Consider the following 20934-nt stretch of genomic DNA (forward strand, 5'->3'; position numbering starts at 1 on the left):
GCCTGCCTGTGGACCGTAGGCCGATTTGTCGACAGAGTCAGGTGGTGCTGTCGACTTGTCCCCAGGTCGAGTTGAAGGCCTGTGGATAACTTCTGTGGATAACGAAGATGTGAACGTATGGCCGGTTAGAAGCGGCCGTCCTGGCAGCGCGCCACCCAGTCCGAGGCCGCCATGAACTCCTCGTCCGACGTCCCCGGCCGCGTCGGCTCCGCGGTCTCGCCCGGCTTGATGTCCGCACGCGGGTACGACCCGAGGAACCGCACCTGGCGGCAGATCCGCTTCAGCCCCATCAGGGCCTCCGCCATGCGGCGGTCGGAGATGTGGCCTTCGGCGTCGATGCAGAAGCAGTAGTTGCCGATGCCGGCACCGGTGGGCCGGGACTGCAGCAGCATCAGGTTGATGCCCCGGGTGGCGAACTCGCCGAGCAGATCGCGCAGCCCGCCGGGGTGGTCGTCGTTCTGCCAGAGCACGACCGAGGTCTTGTCCGCGCCGGTCGGGGCCGCGGGCCGGGCCGGACGGCCGACCAGGACGAACCGGGTCTGCGCGTTCTTCGCGTCGTGGATCTCGGTCTCCAGGGCCTCCAGGCCGTACCGCTCGGCCGCGAACTCACCGGCGAACGCGGCGTCGTAGCGGCCCTCCTGCACCAGCCGGGCGCCGTCCGCGTTCGAGGCGGCGGACTCCCAGAGGGCGTCGGGGAGGTGGGCCCGCAGCCAGTTGCGGACCTGCGGCTGGGCGACCGGATGCGCGGTCACCGTCTTGATCTCGGAGAGCTTGGTGCCCGGGCGGACCAGCAGCGCGAAGGTGATCGACAGCAGCACCTCGCGGTAGATCGTCAGCGGCTCGCCCGCGACCAGCTCGTCCAGGGTCGTGGTGACCCCGCCCTCGACGGAGTTCTCGATCGGCACGAACGCGGCCTCGGCCTCGCCGCCCCGTACCGCGTCCAGCGCGGACTGAACGGAGACGTACGGGATCAGCTCCCGGGTGGCCGCCTCCGGAAGCGTGCGCAGGGCGACTTCGGTGAAGGTGCCTTCGGGACCGAGATACGCATAGCTCGCTGGCATGTCCCTCACCCTAATGGGCGCAAGGGAGCAGGACTCACTTGTCGCGTCGGAACCACTCGACCGGGTGGTTTGAAACCCGGAAACGCGCCAATAGTGATCAGACTCCACCGTGGTAACGCGGCCACCGCGCGGAATCCACCGCCCGCACGCCGGAATCCACTACACGAGATACCCGGCCTCAGCCCTCCAGCAGCCGCTGTCCCACGTACTCCCCGTCGGCCGCCCCGCCCGGCACCGCGAACAGTCCGCTCGCCTCGTGCCGCATGTACTGCGAGAGCGCGTCGCCGCGGTCCAGCTTCCGCTGCACCGGTACGAACCCGCGCAGCGGATCCGCCTGCCAGCAGACGAAGAGCAGCCCCGCGTCCGGCGTCCCGTCGGCATCGATGCCGTCGTGGTACGAGAACGGGCGCCGCAGGATGGCCGCGCCCCCGTTCTGGTCGGGCCGGGTGATCCGGGCGTGGGCGTTGATCGGGACCACGTAGTCGCCGTCGGACCTGGTCTTCTCCAGGTCCATCGCCGTGGTCTCGGTGCCTCCGGACAGCGGCGCTCCATTGGACTTCCTGCGCCCGATCACGTCCTCCTGGGCCGCGAGCGAGAGCTTCTCCCAGTCGTCCAGGAGCATGCGGATCCGGCGTACGACGGCGTAGGAGCCGTTCGCCATCCAGGCGGGGCCGTTCGAACCGGTCGCCGGAACGAAGATCCGCTGATCGAAGTCCGAGTCCGCCGGCTTCGGATTGCGGGTGCCGTCCAGCTGGCCCATGAGGTTGCGGGCCGTCATGGGGTGGGCGGTGGCGCCCGGGGTCCGGTTGAACCCGTTCATCTGCCAGCGGACCTTGGCCGCGCTGCCCGCGTCCTTCTGGATGGCGCGCAGGGCGTGGAAGGCGACCAGGGCGTCGTCGGCGCCGATCTGCACCCACAGGTCGCCGTTGCTGCGCGACCTGTCGAGGTGGTCGGAGGAGAAGTCGGGCAGCGGGTCCAGGGCGGACGGGCGCTGCTTCTCCAGGCCGGTGCGGGCGAAGAAGCTGTTGCCGAAGCCGAAGGTGATCGTCAGCGACGAGGGACCGGCGTCACGGGCCACATCCGTGTCGTCCTGGGTCATCGCCTCGCCGGCCATCAGCCGCTCGGCCGTCGTCGACCAGCGACGCAGCAGCGCGGCGGCCTCTTTCCGGCCCGCGCCCGCCGCCAGGTCGAAGGCGATGAGATGGCCGCGCGCCTGGAGGCCCTCGGTGATGCCGGGCTGATGTTTCCCGTGAAACATCGTCCGGTCGGAACCCACCGAGCTGAGCGGGGTGGCCGGTGCGGGCGCGGCCGCGTAGCCGACGCCCGCGCCCGCCGCGCCGAGTACGAGTCCGGTGGCCCCGGCGGTGCCGAGCAGCGCGCGCCGGCTGACGCCTCCGGCCGGGGGAGCCGACGGGCTTTCCTCGGTGACCGACGGACGGAGGGACTGGGACGGTTCAGCCATGGTGCGGTTCAGCCGATCTGCGCGTTCTTGGAGACGGTCACCTGGTCGATGTCGGAGGTCCGCACGGTGACGGCGATCTGCCAGTCGCCGGCCATGGGGATCTGCACACCGTTGGCGGCCCAGTGGCCGGTGGTGACGTGGTCGGGAGCCACGGGAAGCGGCCCGATCTTCTTGGCGGCGAGGGTGAAGGCGACCTTCACCTCGGGGATGTCGAAGGCCCGGCCGTTGGGGCGCTGCACGTAGACGTGCATCTCGTTGGTGCCCACGGCCGCGGGGTCGAGGTCGACACGGACGACGCCCTTGCCGTCCTTGCCGCCGGTGTCGAAGGACATGTCGAGGGTCAGCGCCCCCGAGGACGAGTTCGATGCCGAGGACGAGGACGAAGAGGAGGAGGCCGCCGCGGCGGTGGCCTTGGCGTCCTGCTCGGTGCGGCCCGGCTCGGTCTGCGTCAGCACGGTCGTGACCGCGAGCAGGGCGACGGCGACCCCGGCCTCGGCGAGCACCGAGCGACGCAGGCCGAAGCGGTTGGGGTCGGCGTCCCGGACGCGCTTCTGCCGGGCGGAGTCCTTGGCGGCCTGCTGCCGGGCCAGTTGGGCGGCCCGCTCGGGGTCCGCGGAGTCGTCATCGACGGAGGTGTCCTCACCGGAGCCATGGGCGCCGGACGCGCGGGAAGCGTCAGAAGCGGCGGACACACCGGACACGCCGGACTTGACCGACGCCTCCTTGGTGGCGGCGGACGCCTTGACGGTCTCCTTCTCTTCCGCCGCCTCTTCCGCCGCCTCTTCCTCCGCGTCGGTGACTGCCCCGGCCGACTCCTCGGTCTCCGTCACCGCCGTGTCCGCGAGCTGTCGCGTCCACCGCCGTGAGATGGACGCGATGCCGACCAGCAGTGCCACCAGCGCGATCTTGACCAGCAGCAGCTGCCCGTAGGCCGTGTCGGTGAACGCCGACCAGGAGCCGAGCTGGCGCCAGGACTGGTAGATGCCCGTGGCGACCAGTGCCACCACGCTTCCGAAGGCGACGCGGGAGAAGCGGCCCACGGCGACGGCCCCGACGGGCGTGTCCGCGGGCGCCCGGTAGAGGGCGACCAGCAGGGCGGTCAGACCGCCCAGCCAGGTGGCGACGGCGAGCAGGTGAATGACGTCGACCGGCATCGCGATGCCCGGCTGGAGTCCGGTGGAGGCGTGCTCGGCCATGGCCCAGCTCGCCGCGAGCCCGGCGGCCACGACGGTCCCGCCGATGGCGAGCCCGAAGGTCAGGTCCCGCTTCTCCGCGCCCTCCTCACGCTTGTCGTAGGCCCCGAAGAGGACGGCGATGAACAGCGCGGCGGCCGCGAGCAGCAGCAGCCGGGAGACCAGGGCCGCGCCGGTCTTGGTCTGGAGGACCTGGCCCAGCAGGTTGAGGTCGAAGATGTCGCCGACGCTGCCGGAGGTGGCGTAGGAGCCGCGCAGGAGCAGCAGCCAGAGGGTGGCCGCGGTGAGCGTCAGCCAGCCGCCCACGACCAGCCGTTGCAGGGCCTGTACGCCGGAGCCGCGCTGCCAGCAGGCGAGTACGAAGGCGGCGCCGCCGACGAGCACGATGTACCCGGCGTACGACATGTACCGCCCGAAGCCGTAGAGCCAGCCGACGACCCCGCCGCCCGCGTCCTGGTCCCCGACCGAGGCGACGGTCGTGGAGGGCGCCCCGACGGAGAAGGTGTAGGCGCCGGCGACGGGGTGGCTGTCCGCGGAGACGACCTGCCAGGCCACGGTGTAGGTGCCCGTGCCGAGCCCGCTCTTGAGCTGGACGCCGTAGGTCGTGCCGGTCAGGTTGTTCGGCTTGGCCAGGTCGACCCGTTTGCCTTTGGGGTCGAGGACCCGGATCGAGTTGTCGTTGAGCGACACGTTCTCGGAGAACGTGAGCGAGACCTGGTCGGGTGCCTTCGGGACCACCACCCCCTGGGCGGGGTCGCTGCCGGTCAGCGCGGCGTGCGCGGAGGCCGGCCCGGCGCCGGCCAGCAGCGCGCCGGTGACGGCGAGGAACAGCAGCACCAGCGTGCGCAGGCGGGGGGTGATGGTCCGCGTCAAGGTCGGTCCCTCCCTCAGTGTCCGGTCGAAGGGTTGTACGTGGCGGACTTCACCGGCATCTCGACGGTGAGTGGACCGGATTCGGCGAACTTCAGTTTCAGGGTGATCGTGTCGCCCTGTTTCGGGCGGCGCTTCAGCTTCTCGAACATCAGATGGTTGCCACCGCTTTTGAACACGAGTTGACCGTGCGCGGGCACCTCGAAGGAGTTGACCTCGTCCATCGCACCGCCGTTGGTCTCGTGCATGGTGACCTCGCCGGCGGAGTCGCTGGTGACGGACGTCAGCTCGTCCTTCGTCCCGCTCTTGTTGGTGATCGTCAGGAACCCGGCGGCCATGTCGGCCGAGACCGGCTGGGGCATGTAAGAGGCGCCGACGGACAGTTCCGTTCCCGACGAACCCGAAGAGTCCGATCCGCCGCAGCCCGCCAGGACCAGGGCGCCCGCGAGGGCTATGCCGGTCGTGGCCACGCCGGTCAGGGCGAGCCGCCGCCCGGTCAGCGCCGGAAGGGGCAGCGCCCGGCGGGGCGGTGCCGGGACGGCACGGGCCCGACGCCTCACGGGTTCTCCCCCTTGATCAGCTTGGGGAGGTCCTTGGTGTAGTCGTCGACGGTGGCGTCCTCGCCGTAGAGGACGTAACCGCCGTCGGTCTTCGGCGAGAACGCGATGACCTGGGTGCCGTGCACCGAGACGGTCTTGCCGGTCTTCTTGTCCTTGTGGGTCGGCTCGATGGAGATACCGAGGGTGCGGGCGCCGGCCTGGATGGTGGAGAAGTCACCGGTCAGGCCGATGAACTGGGAGTCGATGCCCTTGAGCCACTTGCCGAGCTCGGCCGGGGTGTCGCGGGCGGGGTCGGTGGTGACGAACACGACCCGCAGTTCGGCCTGGTCGGCCTTGGACAGCGCCTTCTTGGCGACCGCGAGGTTGTTCATGGTCAGCGGGCAGACGTCGGGGCAGTGCGTGTAGCCGAAGTAGATGAGCGTCGGCCGGCCCTTGGTCTCGGCGCGCAGGTCGTACTTCTTGCCGTGGGTGTCGGTGAGTACCAGGTCCGGCTTCTCGAACGGCTGGTCCAGGATGGTCGCGGCCTTGTTCGTGCTGTCCCCGGCGACCACGGTGACGGGTGACTTGCCGTCGTCGCCGCTGCCGCAGGCGGAGAGGGTCAGGGTGGCGGCGGCGAGCAGCGCGGCCGCGGCGAACGTCTTCTTGCGCATAGGAAAATGTCCCAGATGTGAGAGATCCGGCGCGCACCGGGGGCGTACGAGAACTATCGGGGGCGTACCAGAGCTGTCGGAGCCACGACAGCCTCGCACGGCCCCCTGTGCGCGCTACGGACGTGGAGCTCAGGCCTCGGAGGTGGACCGGCGGCGGCCCGCGAGGACGCCGTAGGCGACCCCGGCCGCGCCGACCACGATGCCGACGACGCCGAGGACGCGGGCGGTGGTGTCACTGCCGCCGGACGAGGAGTCGGAGTCGTCCGAGGCGGTGGTCTCGGTCTTGGCCGCGGTGTCCTCGGCCGTGGTGGTCCCGTGGTGGTCGTCGGTGGCGGCGGACAGCGCGAGGGCCGGGGCCGGGTTCTCGGGCTCCTCCTGGCCGTTCTGCTGGACCTCGATCCAGCGGACGACCTCCTTGTTGGAGTACGTCTGGATCGCCTTGAAGACCAGTTCGTCGGTGTCCTCGGGCAGGGCGCCCACGGAGAGCGGGAACTTCTGGAAGTAGCCGGGCTCGATCCCCTTGTCCTCGGCGGTCCAGGTGACCTTGGTGACCGCCTCGTCGATCTTCTCGCCGTGCATCTCCAACGGCTTGTCCAGCTTGGACTTGGTGACCTCGACCTTCCAGCCGGCCATCGGCTGTGGCATCACCGAGGCCAGCGGGTGGTCGGCGGGGAAGTTGACCTCGAGCTTGGTGGTCGAGGCGTCGTCGCGCTCGTTGGGGACCTTGAAGTCGATGACCGCGTAGCCGCCCTTCGCGGCGGTGCCCTCGGGCTGCACGCTGACGTGTGCGAACGCGGGGGAGGAGACGGCCAGGACGGCCGTGCCCGCGACGGCGGTGACGGCGGCGACACGAGAGATCTTCATGGCACGGAAAGCCTGCATGGCAGGGAGCACTCCACTCTGAGTGAGTTCTGTCGTCGAGGGGCGCGCGGGCAGCGGGAAGCGCACGCGCGCGTGCCGCGCGACGACGGCAGGCCCCTCCGGATCCGGACAGATCCCGGGAAGTGCTCTGGTCGCGTCGCGTCAGGCGGCGAGAACGAGTACGGCGGCGGCCATGGGCGGCCCGCGCCGGATCACGGAGTGCTGGAGTGCGACGGTGTGGGGCGCGGGCGGTTCGTCCCAGGTGCCGCGACGGCTGTGCGCGGGCGCCTCGGGTACGGCCACGAGCCCGGCGCACAGAGCGCGCGCCAGCGCGAGCGCTCCGCGCAGGGAACGGACGAGCGCCCCCTCGGCGACTCCGTGCGCCGACAGCTCGATCAGGCGCAGCAGCGCCAGGTCGCCCCGGCGCAGCAGCCATCCGGCGACGACGGCCGCGAGGAGGTGTCCGAGCAGCATCGGCACGGAGGGCAACAGCGAGCCGGAGGCCCCGGTGGCGTCCGCCGCGTGGCTCGTCCCGCTCAGGCCGGCGGCCGAACCGGAGGTGCTGAGATGCGCGTCGGAGAGGATCTTGTACGCGTGGGCGGGGCTGATCTGCGCCGCCCCGGCCCCGCACACCAGCCGCGCGGCCCGCTCGACCAGCGAGGCGTCACTCGTCGACAGGGAAGACAGCGACGAAAGCGACGACATGGTCGGCATCGAGGACATCGAGGACATCGACATCGAGCCGGCGGACATCGTGCCGGCCGACATCGTGCCGGCCGACATCGCCGCGCCGCCGTGCTGGCCGAGCCCGAACAGCGTGTGCAGCACGGTCTGCATGACCGCGAGCAGTGCCACGATCCCCGGCAGCGTGCGGGCCCGGCCGGTGAGCGGGGCGACGAGTGTCAGGGTGCCGAGGAAGCCCGCGCCGAGCGTCCACAGCGGAACGGTCGCGCAGGATGCCAGCGTGTGCCCCGCCGCGGCCAGTACGACACAGAGCGCGGCGAACACCGCGGCCCGCAGGAGCCGCAGTCCGCTTCCGGTGCGCGCCGTGCGCGGATGGGGGGCGTTCATGGCGCGCTCATCATCGCACTGGGCTCACGCCCGCCATACGGCAGGTCCACAAGATTCGGTTACAGGTGAAAGGAGTGAAAGAACCGGAAGATCGTCCTTGCTGTGAACCACCCGCTCATACACCGAAACCTCCCAAGGCGCATCCCCCGGATGGGCGTTCTCACATGAACGGAGTGCTTACACCCGCGCACGGGTGGCAATAGGTATCGGTATGTCGAGCCGCAGCCAGGAGGCTGGAGCATGAGCATCTGGTGGTCACTCCATCTGCGGCGCGAGGCCGCGAGCGTCCCGCTCGCCCGGCGACTGCTGATCGGCACGATGGAGACGGCGGGTGTCGACCCCGAGATCTCCTACGACCTCTCGGTCGCGCTCAGTGAGGCCTGCGCGAACGCCGTGGAGCACGGCGGGGCGGGCCGTGCCTCGGAGGCGTATCGGGTGACCGCCTATCTGGACGGTGAGAAGTGCCGTATCGAAGTGGCCGATTCCGGCCCGGGGTTCGCCCGCACCCAGGAGATCAGACCCGCCCGTCCGGACGCCGAGCACGGCAGAGGGCTCTGTCTGATCAGAGAACTCGCCGATCACGTCCACATCGGCAACAAACCGGGCCGCGGCGGGACGGTGGTCAGCTTCGACAAGATCCTCAAGTGGACCAAAGATCCTTCTCTGCTTTCGGCATGACTCTCCCTCCTGCATAACCCGCGCGCTAAGGTGCGCGCATGATTCTGGAAAAGATTAAAGAAATCGCAATCCTGCCCGGCGTGATATTGCGTCCGATTGCCGTCGGCGACGCGAAACCGCTGGCTGCCGCGTACGTCGGCAACCGAAAGCACCTCGAACCCTGGGAACCGCTCAGACCCGAGTCCTTCTTCACCGTCGAGGGGCAGACCGAACGCATCGATGGCCTGCTGCGACAGGCCGCGGACGGGATCATGGTCCCCTGGGTCATGGAGTCGGCCGGGGACCGCCGGATCGTCGGCGCGATCACCCTTTCCGGAATTTCCCTGGGACCTTTCTGCAGTTCGTACGTCGGCTATTGGGTGGCTGGTGATCAGCAGGGCCGCGGGCTGGCCAGCGCCGCACTGGAGCGGGTCTGCGAGATCGCCCGGGATGTCGTGGGACTCCACCGGATCGAGGCGTCCACCTTGATCGACAACACGACGTCGCAACGGGTGCTGAAGAAATGTGGATTCGAGACGATCGGCGATGCTCCGCAGTATCTGCACATCAATGGAGAATGGCGGGACAGCCGGCTGTTCCAGCGGGTTCTGCACGACCGTGATCCGGCTCTGTGACAGCGTCACCCCGCCCCTGTGACCAGCGTTTTCCCGCCGACTTCAGCTTCCTGGGCGTTCACAGCCGGTTGCCAGCCCCTGCCCATGCCCCTGACAAACGGCGTTCCTAGCTTCGTCGACCATGACGGGAAACCACAAAGACACGTCGATCACCCGCCGCCGCGCCCTCGTGGTGTCCGGCGGTACGGTGGCGGCCGGCGGCCTCGCGGTCGCCGGCTTCCAGTCGGCCTTCGCCGATGTGGCCGACACCAGTAGCGACGCGGACGCCACGGCCTCCGCCAGTTCCACCAGCGGTGCGTGCATGACGCTGATGAGCAGCGTCACGGAGGGCCCGTACTACCTCGATGGTGCCTTGGTGCGCAAGGACATCACCGAGGGCAAGGCCGGTGTTCCGCTCACCCTGCGCCTGACCGTCGTGGACGCCACCGACGGCTGCACCCCGGTCAAGGGTGCCGCGGTCGAGATCTGGCACTGCGACGCCTGGGGCTACTACTCCGGTTACACCACCGCCAATCCGGGCGGCTCCGCCCCCGCGGAGAGCGAGGAGGGCGACTCCGCCGACGACAACACCTACTTGCGCGGCTACCAGATCGCGGGCGCCAACGGGGTCGTCAAGTTCGAGACGATCTTCCCCGGCTGGTACACCCCACGCACCTGCCACATCCACGTGAAGGTCCACACGGGCGGCGAGAAGGAGGACGGCACCTACGAGGGCGGCAAGGTCAACTACACCGGTCAGCTGTTCTTCGACGACGCCATCGCCGAGGAGATCTTCACCCTCGACCCGTACTCCAAGCACGCCGGCAGCTACACCGTCCTCGCCGACGACATGGTGTACGACGGCGGCGGTGCCTCCAGCGGTCTGCTGACCCTGAAGGCCGTGCACAAGAAGGACCCTTCGAAGGGCTACAAGGGCTCCCTGGCCCTGGGGATCGACCCCGACGCCGAGAACACCGGCGCCGGCGGCGGCGGGGGCGGCACCCCGCCCAGCGGCGCCCCCACAGGCGCTCCGCCCAGCGACAGCGCCTCCCCTTCGGCGTCCGCCTCCTCTTAAGGTAAGGGACATGACAAGCCGCGAGGACGACGCGCTGGCGCAGGCCGCCGTGGCCGCGCTCACCGGTCAGCTGGCGCTGGCCCCGAAGCCGGGGCTGCCCGACCCGCGTGACCTGGACGCCCGCAGCACGCGCCGGGAGCACGACAGTCTGCGCTGGTCGGCCAGGGCGCTGGCGCCCGGCCTCGCGGCGATGGCCGCCTCCGCCCGCCGTACCGGCGAAGCCTCGCCGGTGCTGCGGGCGGAGCTGGGCTCGATCGGCCGGTCCACCGAGCACTCGGTCGGACTGGCCGGCGGCGGCCACAAGGGCGCCCTGTGGGCCCTCGGCCTCCTGGTCGCCGCGGCCGCCCTGGACCCCCGGGCCAAGGCGCGCGAGATCGCCGCCACGGCGCGCAAGATCGCCGCCTTCAACGACAAGGGCGCCCCCAAGCGCCCCTCCCGGGGTTCGTCGATCTCCGCGAAGTACGGCGCGGCCGGCGCCCGGGGCGAGGCCAGGGCCGGATTCCCGCACGTACGAAGGGCGTTGGACGCACTGGCGACGGCCCGCAAGGGGGGCGCCACCGAGAACCAGGCCCGTCTCGACGCCCTGCTCACCGTGATGTCCACCCTCCAGGACACCGAACTCCTCTACACCGCGGGCCCCCTGGGCCTGCGCCACGTCCAGGCGGGTGCCCGCGGGGTCCTGGAAGCGGGCGGTACGGCGACCGGGGCCGGCGCGGAGGCACTGACGGCCCTGGACGCCGACCTGTACGAGCGCGGCTGGAGCCCGCGGGGCAGCGCGGGCCTGCTCGCCGGGGCCCTGTTCCTGGACGCCCTCCCGACCCGCTGAGTCAGCCGTCCAGCACCTTGGCGAGCACCTCCAGGGCCTCCGGGTAGACCCGCTCCCGGGGTGTCCCGTACCCGACGACCAGGCCCTGCGGCCGCCCCGCACCGCCACCCGTGTGCCAGTGCTCCCCGAGGCCGCCCACCGCGAGACCCGCGGCCTCCGCGCGGGCCAGCGTCTCCTTCTCGTCGGCCACGGAGACGAGCGCGTGCAGCCCGGCCGCGACCCCCCGCACGTTCCGTCCGGCACCCAGCCGCCCCAGCAGCTGGTCCCGGCGTCGCCGGTACCGCAACCGGCACGCACGCACGTGCCGGTCGTAGGCATGGCTCTCGATCAGCTCGGCGAGCGCCAGCTGCCCGATGGACTCGGTGTGATGATCGCTGTGCAGCTTGGCGTCGGTGACGGCGTCGACGAGATGCGGCGGCAGCACCATCCAACCGAGCCGCAGCGCGGGCCCCAGCGTCTTGGAAGCGGTCCCCAGATACACGACCTGCCCCGGCGCCACCCCCTGCAAGGCACCCACGGGCTGCCGGTCGTAGCGGAACTCCCCGTCGTAGTCGTCCTCGACGATCACCCCGCCACGCGCGCGTGCCCAGTCCACCACGGCCCGCCGCCGCTCCGGATGCAGGGTGACTCCGGTCGGATACTGATGGGCAGGGGTGAGGACGACCGCCCCCGCGTCGCCCAGCTCCGCCGCACGCGCCCCTCGTTCGTCCACCCGCACCGGCACCACGATCCCGCCGTTCTTCCGCACCACCTCCCGGTGGAACGGCATCCCGGGGTCTTCCATGGCCACCGCGGCGGCCCCGCCCAGCACCCGGGTGAGCAGCGCGAGCCCCTGCACGTACCCCGAGGTGACCACGATCCGCTCCGGCGGCGCCACCACCCCGCGGGCCCGCACCAGATACCCCGACAGGGCGGTCCGCAGCTCGATCCGCCCGCGCGGATCGCCGTAGTCGTACGCCAGCGAGGGCGCGCCGACGACGGCCCGGCGCAGGGCCCGCAGCCAGGCGGCCGCCGGGAACGCCCCGACGTCCGGTCCGCCGGGCCGCAGATCGAAAAGCGGGGCACGCGCGCGAGCGGCGGCTTCGGGAGCGTCGGACGCGCCGGAGGGGAGCGAGGCGACCCGGGTCCCGGACCCCTGCCGAGCGGTCAGATACCCCTCGGCGACCAGCTGGTCGTAGGCGGCCTTGGCGGTACCCCGGGAGATACCCAACTCGGCGGCGAGCCGCCGGGTGGCCGGCAACCGGGCCCCGGGCACCAGCCGCCCGACGCGAACGGCGTCCCGCAGGGCGCGCTCCAGCCCGACCCGCCGCCCGTCGCCGGTATCACCTTCCAGGCGCGGTACTACGGCACTCCAGAAGTCGTCCACTCGTAACCCCCGTTGACTGGATCCCCCGCGAACCCGCGGAACACAACAATGGCCGGGCACCCACCCAGGTACCCGGCCATTGACACCACACGTCAGCTCTTGAGCGAACCCATCCACGCCTCGACCTCGTCCGACCGCCGGGGCAGCCCTGCGGACAGGTTCCGGTTCCCGTCGGTCGTCACGAGGATGTCGTCCTCGATCCGCACCCCGATCCCCCGGTACTCCTCCGGAACGGTCAGGTCGTCGGCCTGGAAGTACAGTCCCGGCTCGACGGTCAGCACCATCCCCGGCTCAAGGACGCCCTCCACGTACGTCTCGGTCCGCGCGGCGGCGCAGTCGTGGACGTCGAGCCCGAGCATGTGCCCCGTCCCGTGCAGCGTCCACCGGCGCTGCAGCCCGAGCTCCAGCACCCGCTCCACCGGCCCCTCCACGAGCCCCCACTCGACGAGCCGCTCGGCCAGCACGCGCTGCGCGGCGTCGTGGAAGTCGCGGTACTTGGCGCCCGGCTGCACCGCCGCGATGCCGGCCTCCTGGGCGTCGTACACCGCGTCGTAGATTTTCCTCTGCAGCTCGCTGTAGGCGCCGTTGACCGGCAGCGTGCGCGTGACGTCGGCGGTGTAGAGACTGTGCGTCTCCACGCCGGCGTCCAGGAGGAGCAGGTCGCCCGAGCGCACCGGGCCGTCGTTGCGGACCCAGTGCAGGGTGCAGGCGTGCGGGCCGGCCGCGCAGATGGAGCCGTAGCCGATGTCGTTGCCCTCCACGCGCGCGCGGAGGAAGAACGTGCCCTCGATGTAGCGCTCGGACGTGGCCTCGGCCTTGTCGAGGACCTTCACCACGTCCTCGAAGCCGCGGACCGTGGAGTCGACGGCCTTCTGCAGCTCGCCGATCTCCCAGTCGTCCTTGACGAGCCGTGCCTCGGAGAGGAAGACGCGCAGTTCCTCGTCGCGCTCGGCGGTGACCTTGTCGGTCAGCGCGGCCTCGATGCCGGCGTCGTACCCGCGGACGACCCGCACCGGGCCGGTGGCCTCGCGCAGTTTGTCGGCGAGTTCGCGGACGTCGGCGGCGCGGATGCCGTAGAGCGCCTCGGACTCGGTCAGCGAGTGGCGGCGGCCCACCCACAGCTCGCCCTGCCCGGAGAGCCAGAACTCGCCGTTCTCGCGGTCGGAGCGGGGCAGCAGGTAGACGGTGGCCACGTGGCCGTCGTCCTTCGGCTCCAGGACGAGTACGCCGTCCTCCGTCTGGTCGCCGGTGAGATAGACGTATTCGACCGACGCCCGGAACGAGTAGTCCGTGTCGTTCGACCGGGTCTTCAGGTTGCCGGCCGGGATCACCAGGCGGTCGCCAGGGAAGCGGGCGGACAGCTCGGCGCGGCGGCGGGCGGTGTGCTCGGCCTGCTCGACGGGGGTCAGGTCGCGCAGCTCCGTGTCGGCCCAGCCGGACTTCATGTTCTCGGCGAGCTCGTCGGACACGCCCGGGTACAGGCCGTTCTTGCGCTGCTTGATCGGCTCTTCCGAATCGGTCTCCTCCGACTCAGTCTCCGGGCCCGCTGCGTCAGCAGCAGAATCAGGTACTGCCGGTGTGAGCTCGTCGGCCACGGTCATCCTCCTCGACACTGCACTGGATCCCGTCCATCGTACGGTCGTACCGAACGGCGACCCAGGTCCGGACGAATCCTGCCCGGGTGACGTGGCGTTTTGACTGACCGATCAGTCGAAACGGGCCGCGAGCAGCACCACGTCCTCCTCGCTGCCGGCCGAGTCCAGTCCGTTCGGCAGCACCGTGCGCAGCACATGGTCGGCGATCGCCCCGGGGTCGTGGCGCAGGGCGCGCGGGACGCCCGCGGCGGCCGCGTGCAGCCGGGCGAAGGCGCGGTCCATGGGGTCGCCGGTGCGGTGCAGCAGCCCGTCGGTGTAGAGGAGCACCGTTTCCCCTGCCTCGGCCTCGATCTCCACGCTGGGCGCCTCCCAGCAGGCCAGCATCCCGAGCGGCGCCGAGACCGACGTCTCCGCGAACTCGGTGCGGCGCTCCCCGATCAGCAGCGGCGGACTGTGTCCGGCCCCGGCCAGGGTGACCCTGCGCAGCGCGGGTTCGCAGTAGGCGAACAGGGCGGTGGCGGAGCGGGCCGGTTCGGTCAGCCGCAGCAGCAGTTCGAGGTCGGAGAGGACCGCGACCGGGTCCTCGCCCTCCATCACGGCGTACGCCCGCAGCGAGGCCCGCAGCCGGCCCATGGCGGCCACCGCGCTGGGCCCGGAGCCGGTGACCGAGCCGACCGCGAGGCCGAGGGCGGCGTCGGGCAGCGGCAGCGCGTCGTACCAGTCGCCGCCGCCGCGCGGGCCGGTGCGGTGCCGGGCGGCGAGCTGGACACCGGCCACCCGGGGCAGCCGCGAGGGGAGCAGCTCCTCGGCGATGGTCGCCATGCACGCGCGCGTGCGCTCGACTTCCAGCAGCCGGGCCAGGTGCTCGGCGGCGAAGCGGACGTACAGGCCGATGAGGTGGCGCTGGCGCTCGTTCGGCTCGGCCGGCTCGTCGTACAGCCACAGGACCGCGCCCAGGCGGGCGGCCGCGTCGGTGGTCAGGGGGAGCGCGTAGCTGGCGGCGTAGCCGAGTCGGGCGGCGACCTCGCGGTGCCGGGGGTCCAGGCCGTCCTCGGCGAACAGGTCGGGGTGGACGATCTCGGCGGCGGTGCCGGTGTCGTACGGCAGCGCGCCGCTCGGGACGGTCTCCATGTGGCCGAGGTCCGCGCGGCCGAGTCCGAGGCCGATCGTGGTGTGCGGGCCGAGGCCGTCGGCGGGCTCCAGCGCCACGAGACCGCGCCGGGCGCCCACGAGGGCGGTACCGGCGCGCAGCAGTTCCTGGAGGGCGGGCTCCAGTCCGTCGGTGCGGGCGAGCCGTTCGGTCAGTTCGTGGAGGGTGGTCAGGTCGGAGACCCAGCCGGCCAGCCGGTCCTGGAGGAGGGTGCCCGGTGCTGGTGCGGCGGGGGCCTTTGGGACGGAAGGTGCGCCCGGGGCGGGGGGAACCGGCGCGACAGTGTGTGCGGGCGTGGGGACCGTTGAATCGATTCCAGCCACTTTCGGAGGGTGCGGGGCGTTCATCGTGGCCGGCTTTCAGACCTGTGCGTATTGCTCAAAAGCATCGCAAACCCCCATGTCTTTCTGCGCCGCTAGCGGTGTCTCCACATGTACACGCACTCGTGAGGGGATGTCCAGCATTGTCCTGCAGGGATTCCTGGTGTCCGTGGGTCTCCCGGTCACTTCTCCTGGACGGCTTGCACAAAAGCAAAGTTGGCTTAAAACTGACTCGGGTAACGGTTCATTGCGGTCGACTGGCCTTGCTCCACGGAGCGTCACAGCGGTCGTGATGGGTACGTACTCGGAGAAGGCCAGGGGTGGTTGGGGATCACCCGGAACCTGGCGACGGACCCGGGCGTCTTAACCACCGACGACCGTGCCCCATCCTCCCGTGGCGGCGGCGGAGAGAAACACTCGGAACGGCAAAACGCCAGACTTCGCCACCCCCACGCCGTGGCCGTGCTTTTGATAGACGCAGTATTGGATGCGGGCGCGGCCCCCGGCTCGACCCTTTGGGGTTCCCCTTGCCAGTGCAGGGGTGTGATGCGCCAACAGGTACGCACAGTGAAGTGATCGACACATGATGTGATGTGGTCCACGGTGTTGCCAGCGGTGCAACGGAAAGGAACGAGCGCTCATGCGCGAGATCCTCGGAAGGCGACGCAGGCTCCTGTCCAGGCGAAAAGACAAGGGGCCTGATTTTCTCGGCGCGGCCCTGACCTTCGCGACGGAATGGCAGTGGCCCGTACTCCCGGGTGTGGCCCCGGATCCGCAGGGCCGGGCCCGCTGCGCCTGCCCCGACCCGGAGTGCACGGTGCCCGGTGCGCACCCCTTCGACCCCGGTCTGCTCGCCGCCACCACCGACGAGCGCATGGTGCGCTGGTGGTGGGGCAACCGGCCGGCCGCGCCGATCATCCTCGCCACCGGAGCCGTCGGCGGAAACGCGCCCTGCGCGGTCAGTCTGCCCGCCCTCGCGGCCTCCCATGCCCTGACTCTTCTCGACCGCCGTGGCATGCGCCTCGGCCCGGTGGTCGCGGCGCCCACCCGCTGGGCGCTGCTCGTCAAGCCGTACTCCATGGAGCAGTTGGGCGAGCTGCTGTACGCCAAGGACTTCGTCCCCGGCTCGCTCCGTTTCCACGGTGAGGGCGGCTATCTCGCTCTGCCCCCCTCCGAGACCGGTCAGGGCGCCATCCGCTGGGAGCGTGCCCCGCTGCCCGGCTCGGCCAAGCCCTGGGTGCCTGATGTGGAGGCCGTGGTGGACGCCGTGGTCGACGCCCTCACCCGTACGGGTGTGAGCGCACCCGAGTTGTAAGGGTGTCGGGCGCGAGAACCCGGCTTCTCGTGCCTCGCTGGTTATCTTCCGCACATGCTGCGTAATTCTGGGGGGCAACCCCCAGACCCCCGACTACGTCTGCTCGCCCTCGCGGGTGTCATGGTGTGCGCGGTCGCGCTGCCGCTGACCGTGGCGTCCGCGGGCCAGGTGGGCGATGCCGCCGGACACCCTGCCCGGAGTGACGACGAGAAGCTGCCGGCGCACGTCCGGTCCCCCCTGGTGCTCGGCCTCGGCCTGGCCACGGCCGCCCGCTGCGGTCCCGAACTCACCTCCCCCGGCGGAGTCGAGGCGCAGACCTGTGTGATGGCCCAGGGCGCGGACACCTGGGCGCGCACCTACTACCGCAACGCCACCGGGGCGGACCTGGAGCCCGTGCTGAGCCTCCTGGGCCCGCACGGCCGCACGGTGCAGTCGCACTGCGTCGCGGACGCCGCCGACGAGCCTGCCATCTGTGAGACGCCCCGGGAGCACACGCGGGGCGCGCTGGACGCCTATACGGCCGTCACGGAGTTCGCGGCGCCCGACGGCGACGGACCGCTGCTGCTGCGCAGCGCGAGCAACTCTGCGCGCGACTCCGCCAGTGACTCGGGGAGTGGCTCGGCGAGTGGCTCCGGCGGTGACTCGGGGAGTGGCTCCGGCGGTGGTTCCGGGAGCGGGGCCGCGGGTGGCGCCGGAAGCGACCTCGGGCGGGGCGCCGCGGGCGACTCGGCCGACAGCTCCGGGGACTCGTACGAGAGCAACTCCCATAAGTAAAACGGGAGTTGACGTATCGCTACGGTCCGTACACCGGACGCCGGCATGAACGCGGGCACGAAAAGGCCCGGTTGCTGGCGACGGGGGATGCACCAGCAACCGGGCTACTGAGACGGTAACAAGAGATCGGCGGTTCGCAAATTCGGTCTCGGCTATTCGGACACGTATTTGCTTGCCACGTAGGGAAGTTGTGACAGGGGTCACCCGAGTCAACGGGCCCGGAGCGGCTGACCGGTCGGTCAGCCGCGTCCCTCCGCCGGCCCTGATCGTCAGCTGAGCGTCACCTGTCGGTTGGTCAGCCCGCCACGGGCCCGGCGCTCGTCCGCCGTGAGCGGTGCCGCCGAGGCCAGAGCGGTCGTGAGCCGCTCGGCGAACTCGGCGGCCGGCTTCTCCACGTCCTCGGCGCCGACCCCGCTCGGCAGGTCCCAGACCGGCACGGTGAGACCGTGGGCGCGGAAGGAACCGACCAGCCGGGTCCCCTCGCCGAGGCCGGACCTGCCCGCCGCGTGCAGCCGCGCGAGAGCGTCCAGAAGCTGCTCCTCGGGATACGGCATGACCCACCGCAGATGGTTCTTCTCGGGCGTCTCGCACCAGTAGGCGGAGTCGACGCCGGTCAGCTTCACCGTCGGGATGGCGGCGGCGTTGGCCCGCTCCAGGGAGGCGGTCACCTCCGCGGTGGCGTTCTCCGCGTCCTGCACCCAGAACTCGAAGCCGTCGTGCACGACCGGCACGAACGGGCCCTCGGGGTCGAGCAGGTCCTGGAGCCGGGGGCTGTCCGCGGGGGCGCGGCGGCCCTGCACCGGGGTGCCCGGGTCGGCGGCGAGGGCGCGCTGGAGGGTGTCGGCGAGGTCGCGGCTGATGTCGCCGGACGCCGTGTCGTTCTGCAGGCCGAGGAGGACGCTGCCGTCCTCGCGCCGGAGCGCCGGCCAGGCCATCGGCAGCACCGTCGCGAGCGTGACCGAGGGGACGCCCTCGGGCAGGCCGTCCTTCAGGGTCAGCTCGACCGTGGCGGCGGGGACCAGCTCGCGCAGTGCCACCCAGTCGCCCTCGCCCGCCAGCCCCTCGAACGGGCGGTGCACCAGCTCGGTCGCCGCGTGCGCGGCCGCCCGGCCGTGGCACGCCTTGTAGCGCCGGCCGCTGCCGCAGGGGCAGGGTTCACGGGCACCGACAACCGGAAAGTCTCCATCAGCGCCTTCGGCCCGGGCCGCATCGCTGAGCTGCGGCCGCGTGGCCTTTGTCTGGGGTCGCTTCTTGGCCATCTGGGTGTCTCCCGGTTACGGCTCGTCTCGTACTGGCGGGAGCCTAGCCGTTCACGCCCTGGACCACGGGTACCTGTGGACAGAGCCGCGGGAGTGGGCCCCGCCGGACGGGTCGGTCCGGCTCGGCTCGGCTCGGTCCGGGTCGGTCCGGCTTGGCCCGGCTCCGTTCGGCTCGGTACAGGCCGGTACCGGTCAGCCCAAGGCGGGACCGGTCAGTACCGGTCGGTACCGGTCAGTCCAGGTCGTCGAACGCGTCGGCGAAGTCCAGACCGGTCATCTCCGGGGTCGCGGGTGCCATGACGCGCGTAGCGAAGGCGTCGCGGCGGACCGTGCCATCCGGATCGCTCACGTCCTTCTGGACCACGACCCAGACCGTCACCTCGCCCCGGGCGTCGTCCCGGACCCCCCAGTCGTCCGCCAGGGCCGTGATGATGTTCAGTCCGCGGCCGCCGTGTGCCGTGACCGACGGGGTCATGGGAGCCGGGCGGGTCGGTCCGCCACCGTCCGTCACCTCGACGATCAGCCGGCCGCGCGTGTCCACCCGCCAGGCGGCCCGGACGTCGCCGTCCCCGGCCAGCGCGTCCCCCAAGGGGCGCCCGTGTTTGCACGCATTGCTCAAAAGTTCGGAAAGGATAAGTACGGCATCGTCGATGACCGATTCCGATACGCCACCGGTGCGCAACTGATCGCGCATACGGTGCCTCGCCTTCCCCACGCCCGCAGGGCCATGGGGTACGGCCATGCTCGACGACGTGGGCACCTCCTGTGCCACCACCAACGCCACCCCCGAGACCTCCTTTGCCCCACGCCACGGTGTGGATGCCCCATCGGCCTGAACCGGAAACCGGCCAATGAATGTCCGGTGACGCATTCGCAACGAACGAATGCGGACCGAACGCGCCGGAGCACACCCTGTGACGGGTTCGTCGCCATATCCCCCAGGTATGGCTTCGTGTGGCTTGATTTCGATGGTGTGGCCGATACGTGAGGATGCTGTGAGTGAGCTGCCGGGTCAAGGGGTGCGCGGATTCCTTACGCGACTCTTTATCTGAGCCTCGATCAGCACACCGACCAGCACATCCATCCGCACATCGATCGGCGCTTTGATCAGTGCCGTGACCAGTGGCTTGATCGGCGCTTTGACCGGCAGGACGGGCATCGGCTCGTCGGGCTCATCGTCCGAGCCGCCGCAGCACCGCCCCCGGCCGGTTGGTGATGATCGCGTCGATGCCGAGTTCCAGGCACAGATCCACGTCCTCCGGCTCGTTCACCGTCCAGACGTGCACCTGGTGGCCGTTCCGCTTCAGCCGTTCGACGTAGGTGGGGTGGTTGCGCACGATCCGGATCGAGGGGCCCGCGATCCGCACTCCGGCCGGCAGCCGGCCGTCACGCAGCCGGGGCGAGAGGAGCTGCAGCAGATAGACCGTCGGCAGCGTCGGCGAGGCCGCCCGCACCCGGTGCAGCGACCGCGCGGAGAAGCTCATGACCCGCACCTGCGACTCGGCCGCCGTGGCCGGAGCGTCCAGGCCGAACCGCTTCAGCAGCAGCATCAGCCGCTCCTCGACCTGCCCCGCCCACCGCGTGGGGTGCTTGGTCTCGATCGCCAGCTCCACCCGCCGCCCGGCGTCCGCGACCAGCTCCAGCAATCGCTCCAGCGTGAGTACGGAGGTGTCCTCGCGGTCCTCCGGCCGGAACTCCCATTCGGGCTCCTCGTCCCGCCCCCGCCAGGCCGGGCCCCTCTTCCAGGAACCGAAGTCCAGGGCCGCCAGATCCGCGAGCTCCAGGGCCGAGACGGCACCCCGCCCGTTGGACGTACGGTTGACCCGTCGGTCGTGGACACAGACCAGGTGGCCGTCCGCGGTCAGCCGGACGTCGCACTCCAGGGCGTCGGCGCCGTCCTCGATGGCCTTCTTGTAGGCGGCAAGGGTGTGCTCGGGGGCGTCCTCGGAGGCCCCGCGGTGCGCGACGACCTGGATGCGATGCTGTGGTGCGTGGGTCACCGCGACATGGTGCCATCGCGCGGGCGTACGTGGGGGCATCCCCGATGCCAGCAAAGGGAACTTTTGTCGGACAGGCCCTATATAAAGGTTATCGGTGTACCCACAGCCACCGCTTATGGTGCTCTGACGGCCTGTGGGAAAAGCTGACGGCATACAAAAGCACATGCACAGCTGAATCGCGCCGGACCGACAGCAAGCGTGAAAGAGCGTGACCGAGTGCGACCGAGAAGAAAAGCCGTGGACCGAGGAGAGAAG

At 70.8% G+C, this 20934-nt stretch carries 20 protein-coding genes; 6 read left to right on the forward strand and 14 right to left on the reverse strand.

The features are described 5' to 3' along the window. Nucleotides 1–125: 125 nt before the first annotated feature. The 7 genes from pheA to ACZ5K7_RS17345 all read right to left on the reverse strand — a co-directional run bounded on the left by pheA (nucleotide 126) and on the right by ACZ5K7_RS17345 (nucleotide 7728). On the reverse strand, nucleotides 126–1061 hold the full coding sequence (gene pheA / locus ACZ5K7_RS17315) for a prephenate dehydratase (RefSeq protein ID WP_468914332.1): 936 nt from the start codon (nucleotides 1059–1061) through the stop codon (nucleotides 126–128). Nucleotides 1062–1239: 178 nt separating this feature from the next. Next, the gene (gene efeB / locus ACZ5K7_RS17320) at nucleotides 1240–2523 is read right to left on the reverse strand and encodes an iron uptake transporter deferrochelatase/peroxidase subunit (RefSeq protein WP_468914334.1); all 1284 of its coding nucleotides are present in this window, start codon (nucleotides 2521–2523) and stop codon (nucleotides 1240–1242) included. Between the two features lie 8 nt (nucleotides 2524–2531). Beyond that, nucleotides 2532–4589, reverse strand: a complete 2058-nt coding sequence (locus tag ACZ5K7_RS17325) for a copper resistance CopC/CopD family protein (protein WP_468914336.1) — start codon at nucleotides 4587–4589, stop codon at nucleotides 2532–2534. A gap of 14 nt (nucleotides 4590–4603) precedes the next feature. After that, complete coding sequence (locus ACZ5K7_RS17330; protein WP_450971882.1) at nucleotides 4604–5065, reverse strand: copper chaperone PCu(A)C; 462 nt, start codon at nucleotides 5063–5065, stop codon at nucleotides 4604–4606. Between the two features lie 77 nt (nucleotides 5066–5142). After that, entirely contained in the window at nucleotides 5143–5796 is a 654-nt protein-coding gene (locus ACZ5K7_RS17335) for an SCO family protein (protein ID WP_351695733.1), read from the reverse strand. A gap of 129 nt (nucleotides 5797–5925) precedes the next feature. Then, on the reverse strand, nucleotides 5926–6660 hold the full coding sequence (locus ACZ5K7_RS17340; protein WP_351695731.1) for a YcnI family copper-binding membrane protein: 735 nt from the start codon (nucleotides 6658–6660) through the stop codon (nucleotides 5926–5928). 159 nt (nucleotides 6661–6819) lie between these two features. Beyond that, complete coding sequence (locus ACZ5K7_RS17345) at nucleotides 6820–7728, reverse strand: hypothetical protein (RefSeq protein ID WP_468914338.1); 909 nt, start codon at nucleotides 7726–7728, stop codon at nucleotides 6820–6822. A gap of 240 nt (nucleotides 7729–7968) precedes the next feature. Between ACZ5K7_RS17345 and ACZ5K7_RS17350 the strand changes: the two genes are divergently transcribed. From ACZ5K7_RS17350 to ACZ5K7_RS17365, 4 genes are all read left to right on the forward strand, one after another. Then, nucleotides 7969–8406 (forward strand): ATP-binding protein, encoded by a 438-nt coding sequence (locus ACZ5K7_RS17350; RefSeq protein ID WP_468914339.1) that lies wholly within the window; start codon nucleotides 7969–7971, stop codon nucleotides 8404–8406. A 38-nt stretch (nucleotides 8407–8444) separates the two neighbouring features. Further along, nucleotides 8445–9020 carry a GNAT family N-acetyltransferase gene (locus tag ACZ5K7_RS17355; RefSeq protein WP_468914341.1) on the forward strand — a complete coding sequence of 192 codons (576 nt, stop codon included), beginning with the start codon at nucleotides 8445–8447 and terminating at the stop codon, nucleotides 9018–9020. 121 nt (nucleotides 9021–9141) lie between these two features. Further along, nucleotides 9142–10074 (forward strand): intradiol ring-cleavage dioxygenase, encoded by a 933-nt coding sequence (locus ACZ5K7_RS17360; RefSeq protein ID WP_468914342.1) that lies wholly within the window; start codon nucleotides 9142–9144, stop codon nucleotides 10072–10074. A 10-nt stretch (nucleotides 10075–10084) separates the two neighbouring features. Then, the gene (locus ACZ5K7_RS17365; RefSeq protein WP_351695721.1) at nucleotides 10085–10900 is read left to right on the forward strand and encodes a triphosphoribosyl-dephospho-CoA synthase; all 816 of its coding nucleotides are present in this window, start codon (nucleotides 10085–10087) and stop codon (nucleotides 10898–10900) included. Between the two features lies 1 nt (nucleotide 10901). Here ACZ5K7_RS17365 and pdxR read toward each other — a convergent pair whose 3' ends face one another. The 3 genes from pdxR to ACZ5K7_RS17380 all read right to left on the reverse strand — a co-directional run bounded on the left by pdxR (nucleotide 10902) and on the right by ACZ5K7_RS17380 (nucleotide 15358). Then, nucleotides 10902–12266 carry a MocR-like pyridoxine biosynthesis transcription factor PdxR gene (pdxR, locus tag ACZ5K7_RS17370; RefSeq protein WP_450971817.1) on the reverse strand — a complete coding sequence of 455 codons (1365 nt, stop codon included), beginning with the start codon at nucleotides 12264–12266 and terminating at the stop codon, nucleotides 10902–10904. A gap of 92 nt (nucleotides 12267–12358) precedes the next feature. Continuing rightward, nucleotides 12359–13867, reverse strand: a complete 1509-nt coding sequence (locus ACZ5K7_RS17375) for an aminopeptidase P family protein (protein WP_468914345.1) — start codon at nucleotides 13865–13867, stop codon at nucleotides 12359–12361. 105 nt (nucleotides 13868–13972) lie between these two features. Next, nucleotides 13973–15358 (reverse strand): PP2C family protein-serine/threonine phosphatase, encoded by a 1386-nt coding sequence (locus tag ACZ5K7_RS17380; protein WP_468914347.1) that lies wholly within the window; start codon nucleotides 15356–15358, stop codon nucleotides 13973–13975. Between the two features lie 613 nt (nucleotides 15359–15971). On the opposite strand from ACZ5K7_RS17380, the gene ACZ5K7_RS17385 reads away from it, so the two are divergent. Both ACZ5K7_RS17385 and ACZ5K7_RS17390 read left to right on the forward strand, forming a co-directional pair. Then, the gene (locus ACZ5K7_RS17385; RefSeq protein WP_351695716.1) at nucleotides 15972–16646 is read left to right on the forward strand and encodes a bifunctional DNA primase/polymerase; all 675 of its coding nucleotides are present in this window, start codon (nucleotides 15972–15974) and stop codon (nucleotides 16644–16646) included. Between the two features lie 54 nt (nucleotides 16647–16700). Beyond that, entirely contained in the window at nucleotides 16701–17420 is a 720-nt protein-coding gene (locus ACZ5K7_RS17390; protein ID WP_468914350.1) for a hypothetical protein, read from the forward strand. A gap of 269 nt (nucleotides 17421–17689) precedes the next feature. Here ACZ5K7_RS17390 and ACZ5K7_RS17395 read toward each other — a convergent pair whose 3' ends face one another. The 4 genes from ACZ5K7_RS17395 to ACZ5K7_RS17410 all read right to left on the reverse strand — a co-directional run bounded on the left by ACZ5K7_RS17395 (nucleotide 17690) and on the right by ACZ5K7_RS17410 (nucleotide 20679). Continuing rightward, entirely contained in the window at nucleotides 17690–18679 is a 990-nt protein-coding gene (locus ACZ5K7_RS17395) for a DUF5926 family protein (protein ID WP_351695714.1), read from the reverse strand. 232 nt (nucleotides 18680–18911) lie between these two features. Next, on the reverse strand, nucleotides 18912–19550 hold the full coding sequence (locus ACZ5K7_RS17400; RefSeq protein ID WP_351695712.1) for an ATP-binding protein: 639 nt from the start codon (nucleotides 19548–19550) through the stop codon (nucleotides 18912–18914). A 141-nt stretch (nucleotides 19551–19691) separates the two neighbouring features. Next, nucleotides 19692–19838, reverse strand: a complete 147-nt coding sequence (locus ACZ5K7_RS17405) for a hypothetical protein (RefSeq protein ID WP_468914353.1) — start codon at nucleotides 19836–19838, stop codon at nucleotides 19692–19694. A gap of 13 nt (nucleotides 19839–19851) precedes the next feature. Next, nucleotides 19852–20679, reverse strand: a complete 828-nt coding sequence (locus ACZ5K7_RS17410; protein WP_351695710.1) for a glycerophosphodiester phosphodiesterase — start codon at nucleotides 20677–20679, stop codon at nucleotides 19852–19854. Nucleotides 20680–20934 lie beyond the last annotated feature (255 nt).

It is taken from the genome of Streptomyces sp. NPDC031497, assembly GCF_055580905.1.

Coding starts and splice junctions, on each gene's coding strand:
- pheA (WP_468914332.1), bottom strand. CDS start 1,061: ATGCCAGCGAGCTATGCGTATCTCGGTCCCGAAGGCACCTTCACCGAA.
- ACZ5K7_RS17355 (WP_468914341.1), top strand. CDS start 8,445: ATGATTCTGGAAAAGATTAAAGAAATCGCAATCCTGCCCGGCGTGATA.
- ACZ5K7_RS17345 (WP_468914338.1), bottom strand. CDS start 7,728: ATGAACGCCCCCCATCCGCGCACGGCGCGCACCGGAAGCGGACTGCGG.
- ACZ5K7_RS17400 (WP_351695712.1), bottom strand. CDS start 19,550: ATGCGTCACCGGACATTCATTGGCCGGTTTCCGGTTCAGGCCGATGGG.
- ACZ5K7_RS17360 (WP_468914342.1), top strand. CDS start 9,142: ATGACGGGAAACCACAAAGACACGTCGATCACCCGCCGCCGCGCCCTC.
- ACZ5K7_RS17395 (WP_351695714.1), bottom strand. CDS start 18,679: ATGGCCAAGAAGCGACCCCAGACAAAGGCCACGCGGCCGCAGCTCAGC.
- ACZ5K7_RS17375 (WP_468914345.1), bottom strand. CDS start 13,867: ATGACCGTGGCCGACGAGCTCACACCGGCAGTACCTGATTCTGCTGCT.
- ACZ5K7_RS17340 (WP_351695731.1), bottom strand. CDS start 6,660: ATGAAGATCTCTCGTGTCGCCGCCGTCACCGCCGTCGCGGGCACGGCC.
- ACZ5K7_RS17335 (WP_351695733.1), bottom strand. CDS start 5,796: ATGCGCAAGAAGACGTTCGCCGCGGCCGCGCTGCTCGCCGCCGCCACC.
- ACZ5K7_RS17350 (WP_468914339.1), top strand. CDS start 7,969: ATGAGCATCTGGTGGTCACTCCATCTGCGGCGCGAGGCCGCGAGCGTC.
- ACZ5K7_RS17405 (WP_468914353.1), bottom strand. CDS start 19,838: ATGCCCGTCCTGCCGGTCAAAGCGCCGATCAAGCCACTGGTCACGGCA.
- ACZ5K7_RS17385 (WP_351695716.1), top strand. CDS start 15,972: ATGCGCGAGATCCTCGGAAGGCGACGCAGGCTCCTGTCCAGGCGAAAA.
- ACZ5K7_RS17365 (WP_351695721.1), top strand. CDS start 10,085: ATGACAAGCCGCGAGGACGACGCGCTGGCGCAGGCCGCCGTGGCCGCG.
- ACZ5K7_RS17390 (WP_468914350.1), top strand. CDS start 16,701: ATGCTGCGTAATTCTGGGGGGCAACCCCCAGACCCCCGACTACGTCTG.
- efeB (WP_468914334.1), bottom strand. CDS start 2,523: ATGGCTGAACCGTCCCAGTCCCTCCGTCCGTCGGTCACCGAGGAAAGC.
- ACZ5K7_RS17380 (WP_468914347.1), bottom strand. CDS start 15,358: ATGAACGCCCCGCACCCTCCGAAAGTGGCTGGAATCGATTCAACGGTC.